Below are 17,639 nucleotides of genomic sequence, written 5' to 3' on the forward strand. Positions count from 1 at the left end.
CCCGAAACATCCCCATGATCGACGGGGCGAGGCGGGGCGGGGCGGGGCGCCGCGCAGCGGCGCACCGCCGCGGCGCGCGCGGGCCGGGCGGGGGTCAGGCCGCCAGTGGTGGGGGTGTCTTCATCTTCTGGGCGTAGACGTCGACGTACTCGCGGCCGGACAGCTCCATCAGCTCGTACATGATCTCGTCGGTGATGGCCCGCTCGACGAACCGGTCACCGGCCAGGTCGCGGTAGCGGGTGAAGTCCAGTGGGGCGCCGAACCGGATCCGGACCCGCTGGATCTTCGGGATCAGCTTGCCCGGCGGCTGGATCTCGTCGGCGTTGAGCATCACCACCGGGATGACCGGGGCGCCGCTTTCCAGGGCCAGCCGGGCCACCCCGGTCTTGCCCCGGTAGAGGCGGCCGTCGGGCGACCGGGTGCCCTCCGGGTAGATGCCCGCCAGGTTGCCGGCCCGCAGGACACGCAACTGGGTGTCCAGGGCGGCCTGGGCGGCCCGGCCGCCGGAGCGGTCGACGGGGATGGTGCCGGTGCCGACGAAGAACATCTTGATCAGCCAGCCCTTGAGGCCCTTGCCGGTGAAGTACTCGGCCTTGGCGACGAAGGTCACCTTCCGGGACACCATGAGCGGCATGAAGATCGAGTCGGAGAACGAGAGATGGTTGCTGGCGATGATGGCCGCACCGTGCTCGGGTACGTGCTCCCGGCCCTCGACCACGGGCCGGAAGATCAACCGCAGCCACGGCCCGAGGATGACGTACTTAAGCAGCCAGTACAGCACCGGTGTCCTTCCGCCAAGAGTCGCCCGACCCTGAGTCGGGCGCCACAGGTCCCGCGCACGGAACTCTGGCATGAGCCTACGAACCCTGGGCGGCGCGCCACAACGCACTCCCGCAACCGGCGGCCGCCGTGTCACGATTCAATGCACGGCACGCGCCCTCACGAGGGGGGTCTGCCGCATCGGGCCTGGCGCGGGTCGCGCCGGTGAGGAGAGTGTTCGGTGTCAGCGGGTGGGGCGCGCCGGGGACGGCGGGACAACGGGTTCGACGCGGCGGAGTACGCCGTCGCCGGCGACGTGGATCCCCGCGTGGGTGAACACCTGCTCGACGTCCTGGCCGCCGGTGGCATCGCCGCCTACCTGCAACCGTCGGCCGACCTGAATCCCGTGACGCGCACGACCACCGTGCCGGCCCGCCCGGTCGACCGCCTCTACGTCGACCGGACCCACCTGGAGACGGCCCGCGGCTATCTCGCCGACCTCGCCGAGGAGGAGCGGCCGGCCGACAGCGGCCCGCCGGACGGGAGTCCGGCCGACGGCACCTCCCCCGTCGTCGCCGCCCCGGCCGGCACCGTCCCCGCCGCGCCGGCCGCCGCCGGTCCCGGCGGCGGCACCGACGAGCCACCGGCCCGGTCGGGGTCCGGGCGTTCCGACCCCGACGTCGACGCCGAGTGGGCCCGGATCGTGGCCGGCTACCACACCGAGATCGACGACGCCGCCCGCTCGTGGCCGGCCGCCGAGGACGTCGGCCCGGAGCGGCCGCCGACCGGACGGCCCCGGCTGGTCAAGGGGCCGGTCGACACCGACGAGGACCCGGAGACCGGGAAGCGGCCCGGGCGCGAGGTACGGCGGCTGCCGTCGGCCGCCGACTTCTCCGGCATCTCGGTCGGCGGGCGCGACAGCGACCCGTCGCTGCTCGACGGGCTGGACACCTTCGGCACCGACCTGCCCGACGACGACGAGGGCTACGAGCCGCCGCCACCACCGCCGCTGCCACGGGTCTCGAAGTACGCCGTCGTGGCGGTGCTGGCGATGATCGGCGGGTTCGCGCTCTTCCTCTTCCCCGACCTGCTGCCGATCGACCGCTCCGTCGTCACGATGATCGGCTTCCTCGGCATCCTCGGCGGTTTCGTCACCCTGATCGCCCGGTTGCGGTCCGGCGACGACGAGGAAGATCGCGACGACGGGGCGATCGTCTGACCGGATCCGCCCAGATAGTGAAATACATCGACCTTTAAGGCCGGTACGTAACCCTCGCGTAACTTCTCGTCAGTAGTAATACTCTGATACGTCAATCTGCCACTCCACTACCCGAGGGCTTGCGCTCGATCCGGTCCCGCGCACGATCCGCCGCGCGCCTGGTCCGGTCCTGACGGTGGGGGCCTCGCGAAACGAGGTGCCGGGATGCGACAGAGTTCCCTCGTGGTGGTGGCCAACCGGCTGCCGGTCGACGACACCGTGGCGCCCGACGGCGCCTTCGAGTGGCGCCGCAGTCCCGGCGGTCTGGTCAGCGCCCTCCACCCGATCCTGCACGACAAGCCGGCCACCTGGGTCGGCTGGGCCGGCGGCACCGGCGACGCGCCCACCCTGCCCGACGTCGACGGCATACACCTGCACACCGTGCCGCTGTCCGCCGACGACGTACGCGAGCACTACGAGGGCTTCGCCAACGCCACCCTGTGGCCGCTCTACCACGACGCCGTCGAGCAGCCCGTCTACCACCGCCGCTGGTGGGAGGCCTACCAGCGGGTCAACCGGCGGTTCGCCGAAGCGGCCGCGCAGGCCGCCGAGCCCGACGCCGTCGTCTGGGTGCAGGACTACCACCTGCAACTGGTGCCCGGCATGCTCCGCGCCCTGCGCCCCGACCTGCGGATCGGCTTCTTCCTGCACGTGCCGTTCCCGCCACCGGAACTGTTCATGCAGCTCCCCCGCCGCGCCGAACTGCTCCTCGGCATCCTCGGCGCCGACCTGGTCGGCTTCCAACGGTCGCAGGCCGCCCACAACTTCGCCCAGCTCGCCAACCGGGTCCTCAAGCTGCCGGCCACCGACCGGCGGATCGCCGTCGACGACCGGGTCGTACGCATCGGCGCCTTCCCGGTGTCGATCGACACCGCCGAGATGGAGGCCCTCGCCCGCCGGCCCGAGGTCGTCCAGCGGGCCCAGCGGCTGCGCCGCGACCTCGGCGACCCGCAGAAGGTCATCCTCAGCGTCGACCGGATGGACTACACCAAGGGCATCGAGCAGCGCCTCAAGGCGTACAGCGAACTGATCGCCGACGGCCACGTCAAGGTCCGCGACACGGTCATGGTCCAGGTCGCCGTACCGAGCCGGGAACGCGTCGAGCAGTACCAGATCCTGCGCGACCGGGTCGAGCGCGAGGTCGGCCGGATCAACGGCGAGTTCGGCCGGGTCGGCGAGCCGGCCGTGCACTACCTCAACCAGCCGTTCGACCGGGTCGAACTGGCCGCGCTCTACCGGGCCGCCGACATCATGGCCGTCACCCCGCTGCGCGACGGCATGAACCTGGTGGCCAAGGAATACGTCGCCGCCCGCGTCGACGACGCCGGTGCCCTGGTACTCAGCGAGTTCGCCGGCGCCGCCGCCGAGTTCCAGCAGGCCTACCTGGTCAACCCGCACGACCTCGACGGGCTCAAGCTCACCCTGATGCACGCGCTGGAGGCCAGCCCGCAGGACGTGTCGAGCCGGATGCGGGCGATGCGCGGACACCTGCGCACCCACGACATCCAGGCCTGGGCGACCTCGTACCTCAACGCCCTCGTCCCGGGCGCGTCACCGGCAGCCTGACCCGCCGCCGGCCCGTCTCAGGGCCGGGTGTCCTTCTCCAGCCAGTCGAGGATCGCGTCGATCGGCTCCTGCCACCCGACGTCGAGCATCAGGTCGTGGCCCATCCCCGGAAACAGCAGCGGGGCCGCGTTGTAGCCGGCCGCCGCCCGGTTGAGCGCCGGCAGCGGCACCACCCGGTCGTCGGGGCTGCCCAGCACCAGCACCGGCGGATCACCGACCGCCGGCTCCGCCGGCCGGCCCAGCAGCACCTGCCACTGGGCGCGGGCGGCCGCCCGGCCCAGCCGGCCGGCGTACGCGCGGGCCGTCGGATCCGGCAGGCTCCGGCTGAAAAGCTGGCGCCGGCTCAACCGCAGCCGGCCCCCGAACGCCGCCGGCAGCGTACCGACCGGATTGCGGCGCAACGCCGTGCCGGCGCTGCCCCAGCCACCCAGCACCGGGGCGACGAGCACACCCGCCCGGGCCGGGTAGCGGGCCAGCGCGTGGGTCACCACCAGAGCACCGGCACCGTGCCCGACCAGCACCGCGCGCCGCGGCAGGCCCGCCGCCACCTGGACCACGTCGTGCGCGTACGCCCGCAGCGACGTCTTCGGCGCCGCGCCGCTACCGCCGTGCCCACGCAGGCTCAGCGCGTGCGCCGGGAACCCGCGCGCCGCGGTGTGGTCGAGCCAGTGCTCGGCGAACGCCCAGGCGCCGTGCCCGAAACCGGGTACGAACAGCACCGGCGGCCGACCCTCGTCGACCTCGGGAAGGGCGGCGAGCACCTCCCGGCGTACGGGTGGAACCGGCCGCGCCCACTCCGCGGCCCGCATGATCCGGAGACTGGTCACTGAGCTTGCCTTTCATTCGCGACTGCGGGGCTCACTCGCTGCGCTCCCTCACTCCTCGCGCTCATCAAGCTTGCCTTTCATTCGCGACTGCGGGGCTCACTCGCTGCGCTCCCTCACTCCTCGCGCTCATCGGGGAGCAAGCTCCAGTTCGTCCAGTGTGCGCTGCACGGCGCGCAGGTAGTCGGTGTGGCTGACCTCGAACCAGTGTCGGGTCGACTGCTTGAGCTTCGCCCGGTTCCAGCGCTGGTCGGCGCCGGCCACGACCCGGGTCCGGAACGCCGCCGCCCGCTGCGGCGCGGTCTCCCGCAGCCGCAGCACCCGGGCGATCGCCACCGTCTGCCAGTGCACCAGCGTGAACAGGCCGGAGTCCGGCTGGAGCAGGCCGGCGACGGCGAGTGTCGGGTGGTGGCGCGGGAACGCGTTCAGGTAGAGCGACGGGCGGCCGGCCGCGTCGAGTTCGAGCACGTCGGGCGCCAGGAACTCGAACCTCGGCAGGTAGCCGGTCGCGAAGATCACCAGGTCCGGCTCGATCTCCACCCCGCCCGGCAGTTCCACGCCGTCGCGGTGGAAGCGCACCACGTCGCCGACCGGCGTGATCCGGCCGTGCCCGACGTGGTAGACGAGTTGGCTGTTGGCGATCGGATGGGTCTCGTAGACCCGGTGGTCGGGGGCCGGCAGCCCGAACCGGGTGAGGTCGCCGACGGTCAGCCGCAGCGTGCGGTGGAAGAGCCACTGCCGGGCCCGCAGCGGCAGGCGCAGCGCCAGCACCGCGTCGTTGACCTGGTCGGCGGGGCGGCCGAAGACGTACTTCGGGGCGTACCAGTAGCCGCGGCGGGTCGAGTGCCAGCAGGCGGTGGCGCTCTGGGCGGCCTCGACGGCGAGGTCGCAGCCGGTGTTGCCGGCCCCGACGACCAGCACCCGCTTGCCGCGCAACTGCGCCGGGTCCTTGTACGCCGACGCGTGGATGACCGTGCCGCGGAAGTCTTCCAGTCCCTCGTACGTCGGCTGCTTCGGCGCCCAGTTGTGGCCGTTGGCGACCACGACGGCCGCGTACCGCTGGGTGCGTTCCGGACCGTAGCCGCCGGTGCTGCGGGTCGTGACCTCCCACCGCCCGCCGTCGACCGGCACCGCCCGCACCACCTCGGTGCCGAACCAGATGTGCTGGCGCAGCCCGAAGTGGTCGGCGTAGCGCTCCAGATAGGACAGCAGTTGGCTGTGGTGCGGGTAGTCCGGCCACGAGTCCGGCATCGGGAAGTCCGGGTACTGGGTCAGCGGCCGCGACGAGATCAGGTGGGTGCTGGCGTAGACCGGGCTGCGGTCGTGCCGCCAGTTCCACGCGCCGCCGATCCCGGTCTCGCGTTCGTAGCAGTCGACGTCGAAGCCGTGTTCGCGGAGGTTCTTGACGGCCGCGAGGCCGCTGGCCCCGGCGCCGACCACGCAGACGGTGTCGCCGCGGTCGTAGACCGGGCGGTTCGCGGCGCCGGTTTCCGCGGCCGGCGCCGATGCGTCGTCGACGGGCGGGGCGGCGGGCTCAGGCTGGCTCATGACGACCGCGGGTGGAGCGGGTGGGTGTCATGGTCGATGGATGGGGGCGTGGGCGCCGGCATGACCGCAGATGATTCCGGCTCCGCGTGCCCGTTGTCCAGCCCGCCGGGCACCCCGCTCGCGGCGGCGCCGACCGGTCCCCGAACGGCCGGCCGGCGCGCCCCAGGTCAGCCCGCCGGGGTGGGCAGGACGAGGTCGACGAGCACCGGGAAGTGGTCGCTGGCGCGGCGGGCCTCCGGCGTGTCGACGACGTCGTACTTCGCCACCTCGATCCGCGGATCGACGAAGAGCGCGTCGATGCGGTCGCGCGGGTTGGCGCACGAGTACGTGTAGCGGTCGCCGAGGTCGGCGGCGACCGCCGCGTCGGTGCAGCCGTCGGCGATGGTGCGCCAGGCGGCGCCGCCGGAGTTCTCGTTGAGGTCGGCACCGATGATCAGCGGCAGGCTGACCTCGGCCAGTGCCTTCTTGAACAGCGTCGCCTGCCCGGGCCGCTCGGTCGGGTCGGTCGACAGGTGCGAGCCGGCGATCACGAACCGGGCCGGTCCGATCGAACACTCGGCGAACACCGCGCCGCGCATGTGCCGGCCGGGGGTGAGCGGGTACTGCAGGCACCAGGTTTCCCCGACCCGGAGCCGCAGGCTGGTCAGCACCAGGTTGCCCAGCGACGGGAGGCCGCCCTCGGCGACCACCATCCCGAACGACTCGGCGAGCGCGGCGCACTTCTGCCGCCACCGGAACCGGCGCGGCGCCTCCTGCACGATGACCACGTCGGGGGCGAGCCCGCGTACCACCGCCGCCAGCGCGGTCCGGTCGTCCTTCTGGCTGTGGATGTTGTACGACAGCACGCGCAGCCGCGTGCCGCCGGTCTGGTCTGTCGAAGCTGGCTGCGTCACACCCGTACCCCTCGCTAGTCCCGTGGCCGGCCCGTGTGTCGCACGGCCCGGCCCCGGTTCGTCCTCAGATCCGGCGGGCCAGGTCGGCGGCCCCGACCACGCCCGCGCCGTTACCCGTCTCCGCCGGCCGCACCGGCGCCACGGGAAGTCTGCCACGCTGCGCCAATGCGTCCACATAGGATTGGTTGAGCGGGCCGAGCAGCAGCTCACCGGCCTCGATGACTCCGCCGCCGACGACCAGCACCTGCGGGTCGAGGATCTGCACCAGGTCGGCGAGGCTGATGCCCAGCCAGTGGCCGATCTGGGCGAAGGCGGCGCGGGAGACCGGGTCGCCGGCCCGGGCCGCGGCGGTCACCATCGGACCGGTGATCGACCGGACGTCGCCGCCGGCCAGTTCCAGCAGCCCGGCCGCCTGGTCCGGCTCCTGGTGCGCCCCGGCGCGGGCGAAGCGGACCAGTGCGTTGCCGCTGCCGTACTGCTCGATGCAGCCGAGCCGGCCGCAGCCGCACGGGTGGCCGCCCGGCACGGCGAGCATGTGCCCGAGTTCGCCGGCGATGCCGTGCGCGCCGCGCAGCAGCCCGCCACCGATCACGATGCCGCCGCCGACCCCGGTGCCGATCGTGAGCATCACCATCGAGTCGTCGGCGTCGCGGGCGGCACCGAAGCGGAACTCCGCCCACGCCGCCACGTTGGCGTCGTTCTCCACCGTGACCGGCAGTCCGACCGCGGCGCTGACATAGTCGCGCAGCGGCTCGTCCCGCCAGGCGATGTTGGGGGCGAAGAGCACCGTCGAACCGGTCGCGTCGATCCAGCCGGCGGCGCCGATCCCGACGGCCTTGACCGGGTACGCCGCCGTCAACTCGGCGACCACCTCGACGATCACGTCCCGGGTCTTGGCGACGTCGTCGGCGGGCGTGTCCCGGCGTACCTGCGCCAGCACCACACCGGCCTCGTCGACGACGCCCCCGGCGACCTTGGTGCCACCGATGTCGACTCCGATGGTCAGCGTCACCGCTGCGGCTCCCCTCTGTTCTGCCCGGCGGCCGCCATCCGGGCACGGCGCGGCACCGGGATGGTGCTCGTGGATCGGTGCGGATCAGGCCTCGTCGCCCGGCCCCGCACCGCGCTGCGCGGGGTCGTCCCGCCCGGCCGCGGGGTCGTCCCGCCCGGCGGCCGGCTTCCGCGGGCCGGGCGCGGGGGTGTCCCGCGCGGTCGTTCCCCGGTCCGCCGCCGGTGAATCATCCCCGTCCCGGGCGGCGGCGCGCCAGACCTCGTCGTCCGGGGCAGGTCGGCCGGACGGTCGATCATCACCGGCGCCGGCCGGCGACCCGGGGCGGGCCGTGGCGAAGGCCCGCAGCAGGCTGGCCACCCCGGCGGCGAGATCGCCCGCGCCGGTGGCGAGCCGCTCGGCGAACTCCGGGCTCGGGTCACGCAACGCGGCGATACCCCGGCAGACCGGGCACACGCAGCAGTCGGCACCGCCGGTGGCGAATCCGCCGGTCGGACCGGGAGCGGTAGCGCCGTCCGGTGCCCCGGCCGTGCCGGCGGTGCGGGGCTCACCGGCGGCGGCGTCCCCCCGGTCGGCGGCGCCGGCCGGTCCGGCCTGGCCGTGCGGTTTGGGCGCCGGCCCGGCGGGCCGGGTGGGCGGCGGCGCCGGATGTTCCAGGATGCCGGCGAGGGCGTCGCCCAGTGGTTTCAGGGCGTCGCCGACGGTGCGGCCGGTGGCCGCGAGGCGTGCCGCGGCGAGCGCCGTCGCGACCAGGCGCTCGGCCTCTTCCCGCGCCGATCCCGGCTCGGTCCCCCGCATCGTCGGCTCCTTACGGCGTCACTTGGCGCACACCACGTCAGCCGGCCGCGGCGGTGGTCTCGACCCGCCGCTTGAGCTGCTTCAACGCGGTGTCCATGATTGCTTTCTCGGCCTTGCGCCGGAACATCCCGAGCATGCCGACCGACAGTTCGACCTCGAGGGTGTAGGTCACGGTCGCCGTGCCGTCGCCATTGTCGTCGATGTCGTACGAACCGGTCTGGCTCTTCTGCATCTTCGACGGCGCGACGAGCTGCCACTCGATGCGCGAGATGTCCTCGGCGTACTCGTAGGCGAGGGTGTACTCGTCGGCGAGCACGCCCGCGTCGATCACGAAGCGGACCCGGCTGGCGTAGCCGTCCTCGTACTCCTCGACGACCTCGACCTCCTTCATCGCCTCGCTCCACTCGGGGTAGCGCGCGAAGTCGCAGATCACCGCCGCCACCTGCGCCGGGGACGCGCCGATGACGATCGACTGGGTGGAGGAGTCCGCCATGGCTGGCAGGCTACCCGACCTCGGGCCCCGGCCCCGGATCGCCATCCTGGTGTGGCCGGCGAAGCACCAGGTTGGCGACCGGATCGGCAGACGGCGGTTCGGTGGGCGGACGAGCGGGTACGGTGCCCGCCGGGTAGGTTTCGGGGAGCCCGTTACCGTCCCCCACAGCGGCAGGAATGGAGTGCAGGTGCGCGAGTTCTCGGTCCCGCCGGTCGCGACCGTCGGCGACACGGCCAACCTGACCGACCCGGTCTGGGACAACGCCGACCTCGCCCCGCACGCGGTCCAGTTCGCCCGGCCCACCGGCGACGGCTGGAGCGACGTGACGTGCGCCCAGTTCCGCGACGAGGTCGTCGCGCTGGCCCGGGGGCTGGTCGCGGCCGGGATCGAGCCGGGGATGCGGGTCGGCCTGATGAGCCGGACCCGCTACGAGTGGACGCTGATCGACTACGCCATCTGGGCCGCCGGCGCGGTCACCGTGCCGGTCTACGAGACCTCCAGCGCCGACCAGCTCGCCTGGATCCTGTCCGACTCCGGCGCCGTGGCCCTCTTCGTCGAGACCAACGCGCACGCGATGCTGCTGGAGGGCGTACGCGATCAGGCGCCGGCGCTGCGCGACGTGTGGCAGATCGAGGTCGGCGACCTCGACGCGCTGACGACCCGGGGCGAGCAGGTCGACCCGGCGCTGATCGACCAGCGCCGCCGGGACCTGAAGGCCGACGACGTCGCGACGATCATCTACACCAGCGGCACCACCGGCCGCCCCAAGGGCTGCGTGCTGACCCACCGCAACATGTACAGCGACATCGCCAACGCCATCCCCGGCCTGCGCTCGCTGTTCCACGAGAACGCCAGCACCCTGCTGTTCCTGCCGCTGGCCCACTCGTTCGCCCGGCTGATCCAGATCGGCGTGGTGCAGGTGCGCGCCACGATGGCGCACGCCGCCGACGTGAAGAACCTGGTTCCGGAACTCCAGTCGCTGCGGCCGACCTTCGTGCTGTCGGTGCCGCGGGTCTTCGAGAAGGTCTACAACACCGCCAAGCAGCGGGCGCACGCCGACGGCAAGGGCAAGATCTTCGACAAGGCCGAGCAGGTGGCCATCGACTACAGCACCGCCCTGGACACCCCGTCCGGCCCGGGGCTGGGCCTGCGGGTCCAGCACCGCCTGTTCGACCGGCTCGTTTACAGCAAGCTACGGGCCGCGCTCGGCGGCCGCTGCGAGGCGGCGATCTCCGGCGCCGCGCCGCTGGGCGCCCGCCTGGCGCACTTCTTCCGCGGCATCGGGGTCACGATCTACGAGGGCTACGGTCTGACCGAGACCTCACCGGCCGCCGCCGTCAACCTCCAGCACGCGATCCGGATCGGCACGGTCGGCCGGCCGCTGCCCGGCGTGACGATCCGGGTCGCCGACGACGGCGAGATCCTGATCCGGGGCGACCTGGTGTTCCAGGGCTACTGGAACAACCCGGAGGCGACCGCCGAGGTGCTCGACGACGACGGCTGGTTCCGCAGCGGCGACCTCGGCGAACTCGACGGCGACGGATACCTGAAGATCACCGGCCGGAAGAAGGAGATCATCGTCACCGCCGCCGGTAAGAACGTCGCGCCGGCGGTGCTGGAGGACCGGCTGCGGGCGCACCCGCTGATCAGCCAGGCCATGGTGGTCGGCGACGGCAAACCGTTCATCGCCGCCCTGGTCACCATCGACCCGGACGCCTGGCCGACCTGGCTGGCCGACAACGGGCACCCGGACACCGCGACGGTCGCCGACCTGCGCGACGACGAGAAGCTGCGGGCCGACGTCCAGACCGCGGTCGACGACGCCAACCGGGCGGTGTCCCGGGCCGAGGCGATCAAGGTGTTCAAGATCCTGCCGCGGGACTTCACCGAGGCGACCGGCGAGTTGACCCCGTCACTGAAGGTCAAGAGGAACGTCGTACAAAAGACGTACGGCGTTGAGATCGCCGATATCTACGGAAGCTGACTACGATCCGTCAGGTGCCCGCACCCAGCCCCGCACCGCTGCGCCCTCATCCGCTCGCGACGGCGGCGCGCGTGGTCATGCTGTCCCTCGTTGCGGTCCTGACGCTGATCACCACCAAGGACGTCAGCCAGCTGCGCTGGATCGCGCTGCTCGCGGTCGCCGGGATTCCAGCGGTCCTGGTGGCCCGGCACCCGGTGTTCGGACCGCTCGGCCGCTTCGCCGAGGTGGTCATCGTCTGCCTGGCGGCCAGCGAGGTCGCGTCGATGGCGCTGATCGACGGTACGGTCGGCGGCGGCCTGGGCGCGTCGGCGGTCCTGCCCTACCTGTCGGTGCCGCTGACCGTGAGCGCGTTGCAGCGCCGGTCCCGCGAGGGCGTCGCACTGCTCACCGTGGCGGCGATCACGCTGCTGCTGGCCGGCCTGATCACGCAGACCGCCGACGGCCGGCAGATCACCCAGTTCGGCTACCTGGTGGTCTGCGCGCAGTGGCTGATCCTGGCCGCGCTCGGCACCCTGGCCGCCGGCACCCTGCGCCGGGCCATGCAGTCCCGCGGCGACGACAAGCCACAGCCGTACGCGGAGGCGACCCGCCTGCTGACCCAGTTGCGCAGCGTCGCCCGCCAGCTACCGGGCGCCACCCTGGACCCGGGCGGGATCTCCGAGCACCTGGTGGAGGAGCTGCGTACGGTGGTCCGGGCCGACCGGGCGGCGGTGCTGTCGGCCAGCGGCGGCGGGCGGCTGGTGGTCCTCGCCCAGGCCGGTGTGGACCGGGTCGACTGGGAGACCACACTCGACTCCGACTCGGCCATCGCCGACGCCTGGGCCAGCCAGCAGCCGCAGACCGCGGCCCGCTCGCAGGCCCGCTCGCATCGCGGCGGCGAGGTCTCGGCCCTGGTCGTGCCACTGGTCGCCGGCGTACGGACGGTCGGGCTGGTGATCCTGGAGGCCGACGTCGCCAACGCCTATCCGCAGTCGGTGATGGCCGAGGTCGACGAGCTGACCGGCCCGGCCGCGCTGCGGCTGGAGGCCGCGCTGCTCTTCGACGAGGTGCGGTCGCTGGCCACCAACGAGGAGCGGCAGCGGCTGGCCCGCGAGATCCACGACGGGGTGGCGCAGGAACTGGTGATGGTCGGCTACGGCATCGACAACGCGCTGGCCACCCTGCCGGAGGAGGCGAAGGAGACCGGCGAGGAGCTGCGCACGCTGCGCGGCGAGGTCACCCGGGTGATCACCGAGCTGCGGCTGAGCCTCTTCGAGCTGCGCAGCGAGGTCGACCGGCACGGCGGGCTCGCCGCCGCGATCGCCGAATACGCCCGTACCGTCGGCGCGTCCGCGGGGCTGCGGGTGCACTACACACTCGACGAATCGACCGCCCGGCTGCCCGCCGCCACCGAGGCCGAACTGCTGCGCATCGCCCAGGAAGCCATCACCAACGCCCGCAAGCACGCCGGTGCGGCTAATCTCTGGGTGACTTGTGAGGTCGATCCGCCATATGCACAGATTGAAGTGTCGGATGATGGTCAAGGCATCGCGGACCAGCGTCCGGACGGAAGGTACGGTCTTGCGATCATGGCAGAGAGAGCGGAACGTATCCGAGGCCGACTGGAGATCCGCCCAAGACACCCAAGCGGGACAACCGTGGCGGTAGTGCTTGGAACATCCACCCGGCGCGATAGCGTGCGCGATAGCGTGACAGCACCAGAAGGGGAGTAACCCGAGCATGACCACGAGCCCCACGCCGACATCGCGTACCAAGGTTCTACTTGTCGACGATCACGACCTGATCCGCAAGGGCCTGCGGCACGCGTTCGAGCGGGACCGGCAGTTCGAAGTCGTCGGCGAGGCGGCCACCGCCGCCGAGGGCGTACGCCAGGCCGGTGCCCTCCAGCCCGATGTCGTGATCATGGACCTGCGGCTGCCCGACGGCAGTGGCCTGGAGGCCACCCGCGCGCTGCGCAAGTCCAGCTCCACGATGGGCATCGTCGTGCTGACCATGTACGCCGGCGACGACCAGCTCTTCGGCGCCCTCGAGGCCGGTGCCAGCGCGTTCGTGCCCAAGACCGCCCCGGCCGACGAGGTCGTCGCGGCGGCCCGGCACGCCGCGTCGTCGCCGAGCGCGTTCACCGCCGCCGACCTGGCCGAGGCGATGAAGCGTCGGCTGGCCCCGTCCGGCCCGCAGCTCTCGCCGCGCGAGGGCCAGGTGCTGCGCCTGCTGGCCGACGGGATGAGCGTGGCCGGCATCGCCAAGCAGCTCTTCGTCAGCGAGTCGACGGCGAAGACCCACATCTCGAAGCTCTACGAGAAGCTCGGCGCGGCAAACCGGGCCCAGGCGCTGATGACCGCGCTGCGGCTCGGCCTGCTCGAAGCGCCCGACGCCCCGAAGTTCTGACCTCGGCACCACCGGCCGCGGCCCCACCGATGGTGGGGCCGCTCTCCGTCGTGCGCTAGACCGGGTCCGGTCAGCGCGGCGTGGTGAGGCGGCGGACCGTCAGGTACGCCTCGCAGCCGAGGCACAGGCCGAAGGTCGCGTTGAGGAACGCCGCGGCCAGCGCGGTCCCGGCGGCGATCGGGCCGACCGCGGTCGGCCCGAACAGGTAGCCAACCGCCGCGACCAGGCTGAACACCAGGCCGACGAGCTGGGCGAAGCGCACCGGCGCGGCCGGCTCCAGCTCGGCCGGCGGCCCCAGCCGGGGTGCCACGAAGGCCCGGAAGAGCAGGCCGTACGGGCCCCGGCGGGGGTCGGCCGCGGTCAGTGCGAACACCGCGGCCTGGCCGAGGGCGAGCCAACCGGATCCGGTGAGGAGCACGGCGACCAGGACGACGCTGGTGACGGCGGCGGCGAAGCGCGGCCCACGGGGATCGAGCACGGGAGACCTCTGTCCTGGGGGGGGCGGGTGACGACCTGGGCGGGAACCGGTGGCTCGGCGGGCGGCGGCACCGGCGTCGGCCGACCGCTCGCCGGCCGGTCACCCGTCCGGCCCGCCGGGCAGCAGCGGGGCGAGCGCGGCGATCACCTGGGCCTTGGCCGGTACGCCGGCGGCCCGCTGGACGATCTCCCCACGCGCGTCGACGACGAGGACCGTCGGCGTACGCCAGATGCCGAGGGCGCGTACGGCGTCGAGGTGGCTCTCCGCGTCGACCTCGACGTGGCGTACGCCGTCGAGCATCCCGGCGACCTCGCCCAGGACCCGGCGGGTGGTGCGGCAGGGGGCGCAGAACGCCGACGAGAACTGCAGCAGGGTGGCCGGGGTGCCGGCGGCGACGCCGAGCGCGTCGAGCAGCGCCGGATCGGGCCGGATCGGCGGCCCGGCGGGGGCCGCACCGTCGGTCGTGGAGCCGTCGGCGGCCACCGGGGACCCGCCGGGCCCGGCCCGGCCGCTGTCCGCCACCGGTCCGGCCGTCCCGGTCGGCCGTGCCGGCACGGTCGCCCCGGTCGGAACGGTTCCGGCCACTGACGGGACCGCTCCGGCGGCTGCCGGCGCGGCACTTCCGGCCGCTGCCGGCGTGGCACTTCCGGCCGCTGCCGGCGTGGACCGCACCGGGCGTAGCCGGCCGGCCCGGTGGCGGTGCCACAGCCCGTACGCCGTCGACACGGCGAGCACCACCACGACCACCAGGAGACCGGTCTGGGTACGTGGATCCACGGCACCACCGTGCCATGTCCGGCCCCGGCTGGCCACCGCCGGATCACGACCGGGGCAACCGTCATGTGGCGTTTCGGCGTACCCTGCCGGAAACCCACCCCGCCGGACGCCGCCGCGACCGGTCTCGAGGACACTATGGATACCCGGGCATGGGCCGGGCAGAATGGCGACCACCATCAGTTCAGTGTCAAATCACTGTTATCTTGGCAAAAGGGGCAACCATGGAGCGGCCGGACTGGGCACCGGAGGGTATCGACATCGAGCGGCCTAGCGTCGCCCGGATGTACGACTACTACCTGGGCGGCTCGCACAACTTCGCGGTGGACCGGGCGGCCGCGCAGGCGATGATCGCCGCCGTGCCGGAGGCACCGCTGATGGCACACGCCAACCGCGCCTTCCTGCGCCGCGTGGTGCACCACCTGGTCCGGTCCGGGGTCCGGCAGTTCCTCGACATCGGCTCCGGCATCCCGACCGTCGGCAACGTCCACGAGATCGCCCAGCAGCTCGCCCCCGACTCCCGGGTGGTCTACGTCGACGTCGACCCGATCGCGGTCGCGCACAGCCGGGAAATCCTCGCCGGCAACGACGGCACCACGGTCTTCCAGGAGGACTTCCGCAACCCGGAGAAGATCCTCGAACACCCCGAGGTACGCCGGCTGATCGACTTCGACCAGCCGGTCGCGGTCATGCTCGTGGCCGTACTGCACTTCGTGCCGAACTCCGACGACCCGGCCGGCCTCCTGCGCCGGATCCGCGACCGGCTCGCGCCCGGCAGCCACCTGGTGCTCTCCCAGGCCAGCGACGACGGGCGGACCGCCGAGGAGCGCTCGGACGCCGAACGCGTCTACCAGTCGACCGACAACCAGTTGATCATCCGGAACCGCGCCGAACTGACCGCGCTGTTCGACGGGTTCGACCTCGTCGACCCTGGCGTGGTCTGGGTTCCGCAGTGGCGTCCCGACTCGCCCGAGGACGCGGTCGACGCCGAACGTGCGGTTTTCATGGGCGGAGTGGGACGGTTCGGTGGGTGACAGGCAGTCCGGGCCACCGGAACCGCGACCGGAGCCGGCCGACGGGCCGGCTCCGCATCCGGGCCGGGACGCCTTCGCCGTCGCCTGGGCCCGGGCGGTCACCGGCACCTGCTACCTGCCGATGACGCAGACCGAACTCGAGGCGTACCTCGGCGGGTTGACCGACCGGCTCGCCGAGACGCTGCGCGCCGAGCCGTTCCACCCACGGGCCGGCTACCAGATCGGGATCGACCTGGTGGCCGCCCACATCGCCGCGCCCGAGGGGATCGGCCGCACGGTCGAGGTGATCGACCTGCGCCTGCTGCGCGACCTCGGGATGTCCGGCGAGGACGCCCGCGACCGGCTGTCCCGGCTGCTCGGCACGGTGGTCACCGGCTACACCCGGGCGCTGCGCGACCGGACCCTCGACGAGCAGGAGTCGATCCGGCGGGCCGCGATGGTGGCCCGCCAGCAGGCCGAGACGGCGCTGCGGGAGAGCGAGGCCCGCTTCCGGCACCAGGCCACCCACGACCCGCTGACCGGGCTGCCCAACCGCACCCTGTTCACCCAGTGCCTCGACGCCGTGTTCGCCGGGCCGCACCTCGACCGCCGGCTCGGCGTCTGCTTCCTCGACCTCGACGGCTTCAAGGTGGTCAACGACGCGCTCGGGCACCAGATCGGCGACCGGCTGCTGGTGTCGGTCGCCGACCGGCTGAGTCGCAGCGTCGGCCGGCACCTGGTGGCCCGGCTCGGCGGCGACGAGTTCGTGATCCTGGTCGAGGACAGCACCTGCGTCGAAGACGTCGTACGCGTCGCCGACGCCGCCCTGGCCGCCATCGCCGGCCCGGCCATCGTGGACGGTCACGAGCTGACCGTCTCGGCCAGCGCCGGCATCGTCGAACGCCCGGTCGGCGGCACCACGGCCGGCGACGTGATGCGGGCCGCCGACGTCACCCTGCACTGGGCCAAGGCCGCCGGCAAGGGCCGGTGGTCGCTGTTCGACCCGGTACGCAACGAACTCGAGATGACCCGCTACGCGCTGTCGGCGGCGATGCCGGCCGCGATCGACCACGGCCAGTTCTATCTCGACTACCAGCCGCTGGTGTCGCTCGCCGACGAACGCATCCTCGGTGTCGAGGCGCTGGTCCGCTGGCGGCACCCGGAGTCCGGAACCCTCCGGCCGGACAGCTTCATCGAGCTGGCCGAGGAGACCGGCCTGATCGTACGGCTCGGCGGCTGGGCACTGGCCGAGGCGTGCCACGAGGCACGGCGCTGGCTCGACCTCGACCCCGGCGCCCCGTTCGTCAGCGTCAACCTCGCGGTCCGGCAGGTCCACGATCCCGGCCTGGTCGACGAGGTCCTCGCCCTGCTCGACCACACCGGACTGCCGCCCGAACGGCTCCAGCTGGAGATCACCGAAAGCGCCCTGATGGGCAACTCGGCGGGCCCCGTACGCGCCCTGCGCACCCTCTACGACCGCGGCATCCGGATCGCGATCGACGACTTCGGCACCGGCTACTCCAACCTGGCCTACCTGCGGACCCTGCCGGTCCACGAGCTGAAGATCGCCGGCTCGTTCGTGGAGGGGCTCCGCCGGCCGTACCCGGACCTGGCCACCGCGACCGACGAGCGGATCCTGACCACCCTGGTCTCGCTCGCGCACACCCTCGGCCTGACCGTCACCGCGGAAGGCGTCGAGACGGCCTGGCAAGCCGAACGGCTGCGGGCGATCGGCTGCGACACCGCACAGGGCTATCTCTTCGGCCGGCCCGGTCCCCCGGAGAAGATCACGGCCCGGCTCGGCCGGCCGGTCGGCACCACCGTCGCCGGCCGCCAGCCGACCCCCTGACCGAC

Annotated in this window: 16 protein-coding genes; 7 read left to right on the top strand and 9 right to left on the bottom strand. The window is 72.9% G+C overall.

Annotated elements, in window-relative coordinates:
- Positions 1-94: 94 nt before the first annotated feature.
- On the bottom strand, positions 95-781 hold the full coding sequence (locus tag AB0I42_RS14915; RefSeq protein ID WP_357537620.1) for a lysophospholipid acyltransferase family protein: 687 nt from the start codon (positions 779-781) through the stop codon (positions 95-97).
- 219 nt (positions 782-1,000) lie between these two features.
- Between AB0I42_RS14915 and AB0I42_RS14920 the strand changes: the two genes are divergently transcribed.
- Both AB0I42_RS14920 and AB0I42_RS14925 read left to right on the top strand, forming a co-directional pair.
- Entirely contained in the window at positions 1,001-1,978 is a 978-nt protein-coding gene (locus AB0I42_RS14920) for a DUF308 domain-containing protein (RefSeq protein ID WP_357537622.1), read from the top strand.
- Positions 1,979-2,182: 204 nt separating this feature from the next.
- Positions 2,183-3,583 (top strand): trehalose-6-phosphate synthase, encoded by a 1,401-nt coding sequence (locus tag AB0I42_RS14925; RefSeq protein ID WP_357537624.1) that lies wholly within the window; start codon positions 2,183-2,185, stop codon positions 3,581-3,583.
- Positions 3,584-3,600: 17 nt separating this feature from the next.
- Here the strand turns inward: AB0I42_RS14925 and AB0I42_RS14930 are convergent, their stop codons facing one another.
- From AB0I42_RS14930 to AB0I42_RS14955, 6 genes are all read right to left on the bottom strand, one after another.
- Entirely contained in the window at positions 3,601-4,392 is a 792-nt protein-coding gene (locus tag AB0I42_RS14930) for an alpha/beta fold hydrolase (RefSeq protein WP_357537826.1), read from the bottom strand.
- Between the two features lie 144 nt (positions 4,393-4,536).
- Entirely contained in the window at positions 4,537-5,955 is a 1,419-nt protein-coding gene (locus tag AB0I42_RS14935) for an NAD(P)-binding domain-containing protein (protein ID WP_357537625.1), read from the bottom strand.
- 167 nt (positions 5,956-6,122) lie between these two features.
- Positions 6,123-6,848: an endonuclease/exonuclease/phosphatase family protein gene (locus AB0I42_RS14940; RefSeq protein WP_357537627.1), complete on the bottom strand. Its 726-nt coding sequence runs from the start codon at positions 6,846-6,848 to the stop codon at positions 6,123-6,125.
- A 64-nt stretch (positions 6,849-6,912) separates the two neighbouring features.
- Positions 6,913-7,860 carry an ROK family glucokinase gene (locus AB0I42_RS14945; protein ID WP_357537628.1) on the bottom strand — a complete coding sequence of 316 codons (948 nt, stop codon included), beginning with the start codon at positions 7,858-7,860 and terminating at the stop codon, positions 6,913-6,915.
- Positions 7,861-7,944: 84 nt separating this feature from the next.
- The gene (locus AB0I42_RS14950) at positions 7,945-8,655 is read right to left on the bottom strand and encodes a hypothetical protein (protein WP_357537629.1); all 711 of its coding nucleotides are present in this window, start codon (positions 8,653-8,655) and stop codon (positions 7,945-7,947) included.
- 37 nt (positions 8,656-8,692) lie between these two features.
- A complete protein-coding gene (locus tag AB0I42_RS14955) occupies positions 8,693-9,148 on the bottom strand; it encodes an SRPBCC family protein (protein WP_357537631.1) in 456 nt (151 codons plus the stop codon).
- Between the two features lie 187 nt (positions 9,149-9,335).
- Between AB0I42_RS14955 and AB0I42_RS14960 the strand changes: the two genes are divergently transcribed.
- The 3 genes from AB0I42_RS14960 to AB0I42_RS14970 all read left to right on the top strand — a co-directional run bounded on the left by AB0I42_RS14960 (position 9,336) and on the right by AB0I42_RS14970 (position 13,520).
- A complete protein-coding gene (locus AB0I42_RS14960; protein ID WP_357537632.1) occupies positions 9,336-11,132 on the top strand; it encodes an AMP-dependent synthetase/ligase in 1,797 nt (598 codons plus the stop codon).
- Between the two features lie 71 nt (positions 11,133-11,203).
- Positions 11,204-12,844 carry a GAF domain-containing sensor histidine kinase gene (locus AB0I42_RS14965; RefSeq protein ID WP_357537828.1) on the top strand — a complete coding sequence of 547 codons (1,641 nt, stop codon included), beginning with the start codon at positions 11,204-11,206 and terminating at the stop codon, positions 12,842-12,844.
- Positions 12,845-12,851: 7 nt separating this feature from the next.
- Positions 12,852-13,520 (top strand): response regulator transcription factor, encoded by a 669-nt coding sequence (locus AB0I42_RS14970; protein WP_212821104.1) that lies wholly within the window; start codon positions 12,852-12,854, stop codon positions 13,518-13,520.
- Between the two features lie 70 nt (positions 13,521-13,590).
- Here AB0I42_RS14970 and AB0I42_RS14975 read toward each other — a convergent pair whose 3' ends face one another.
- Both AB0I42_RS14975 and AB0I42_RS14980 read right to left on the bottom strand, forming a co-directional pair.
- A complete protein-coding gene (locus tag AB0I42_RS14975) occupies positions 13,591-13,998 on the bottom strand; it encodes a DUF4395 domain-containing protein (protein WP_357537634.1) in 408 nt (135 codons plus the stop codon).
- 99 nt (positions 13,999-14,097) lie between these two features.
- Positions 14,098-14,775 (bottom strand): thioredoxin family protein, encoded by a 678-nt coding sequence (locus AB0I42_RS14980; RefSeq protein ID WP_357537636.1) that lies wholly within the window; start codon positions 14,773-14,775, stop codon positions 14,098-14,100.
- Between the two features lie 221 nt (positions 14,776-14,996).
- On the opposite strand from AB0I42_RS14980, the gene AB0I42_RS14985 reads away from it, so the two are divergent.
- On the top strand, positions 14,997-15,806 hold the full coding sequence (locus AB0I42_RS14985; RefSeq protein ID WP_357537637.1) for an SAM-dependent methyltransferase: 810 nt from the start codon (positions 14,997-14,999) through the stop codon (positions 15,804-15,806).
- 121 nt (positions 15,807-15,927) lie between these two features.
- The gene (locus AB0I42_RS14990; protein WP_357537830.1) at positions 15,928-17,634 is read left to right on the top strand and encodes a bifunctional diguanylate cyclase/phosphodiesterase; all 1,707 of its coding nucleotides are present in this window, start codon (positions 15,928-15,930) and stop codon (positions 17,632-17,634) included.
- The last annotated feature ends 5 nt before the right edge of the window (positions 17,635-17,639 follow it).

Origin of the sequence: Polymorphospora sp. NPDC050346 (assembly GCF_040655695.1) — a bacterium.
GTDB classification, from domain to species: domain Bacteria; phylum Actinomycetota; class Actinomycetes; order Mycobacteriales; family Micromonosporaceae; genus Polymorphospora; species Polymorphospora lycopeni.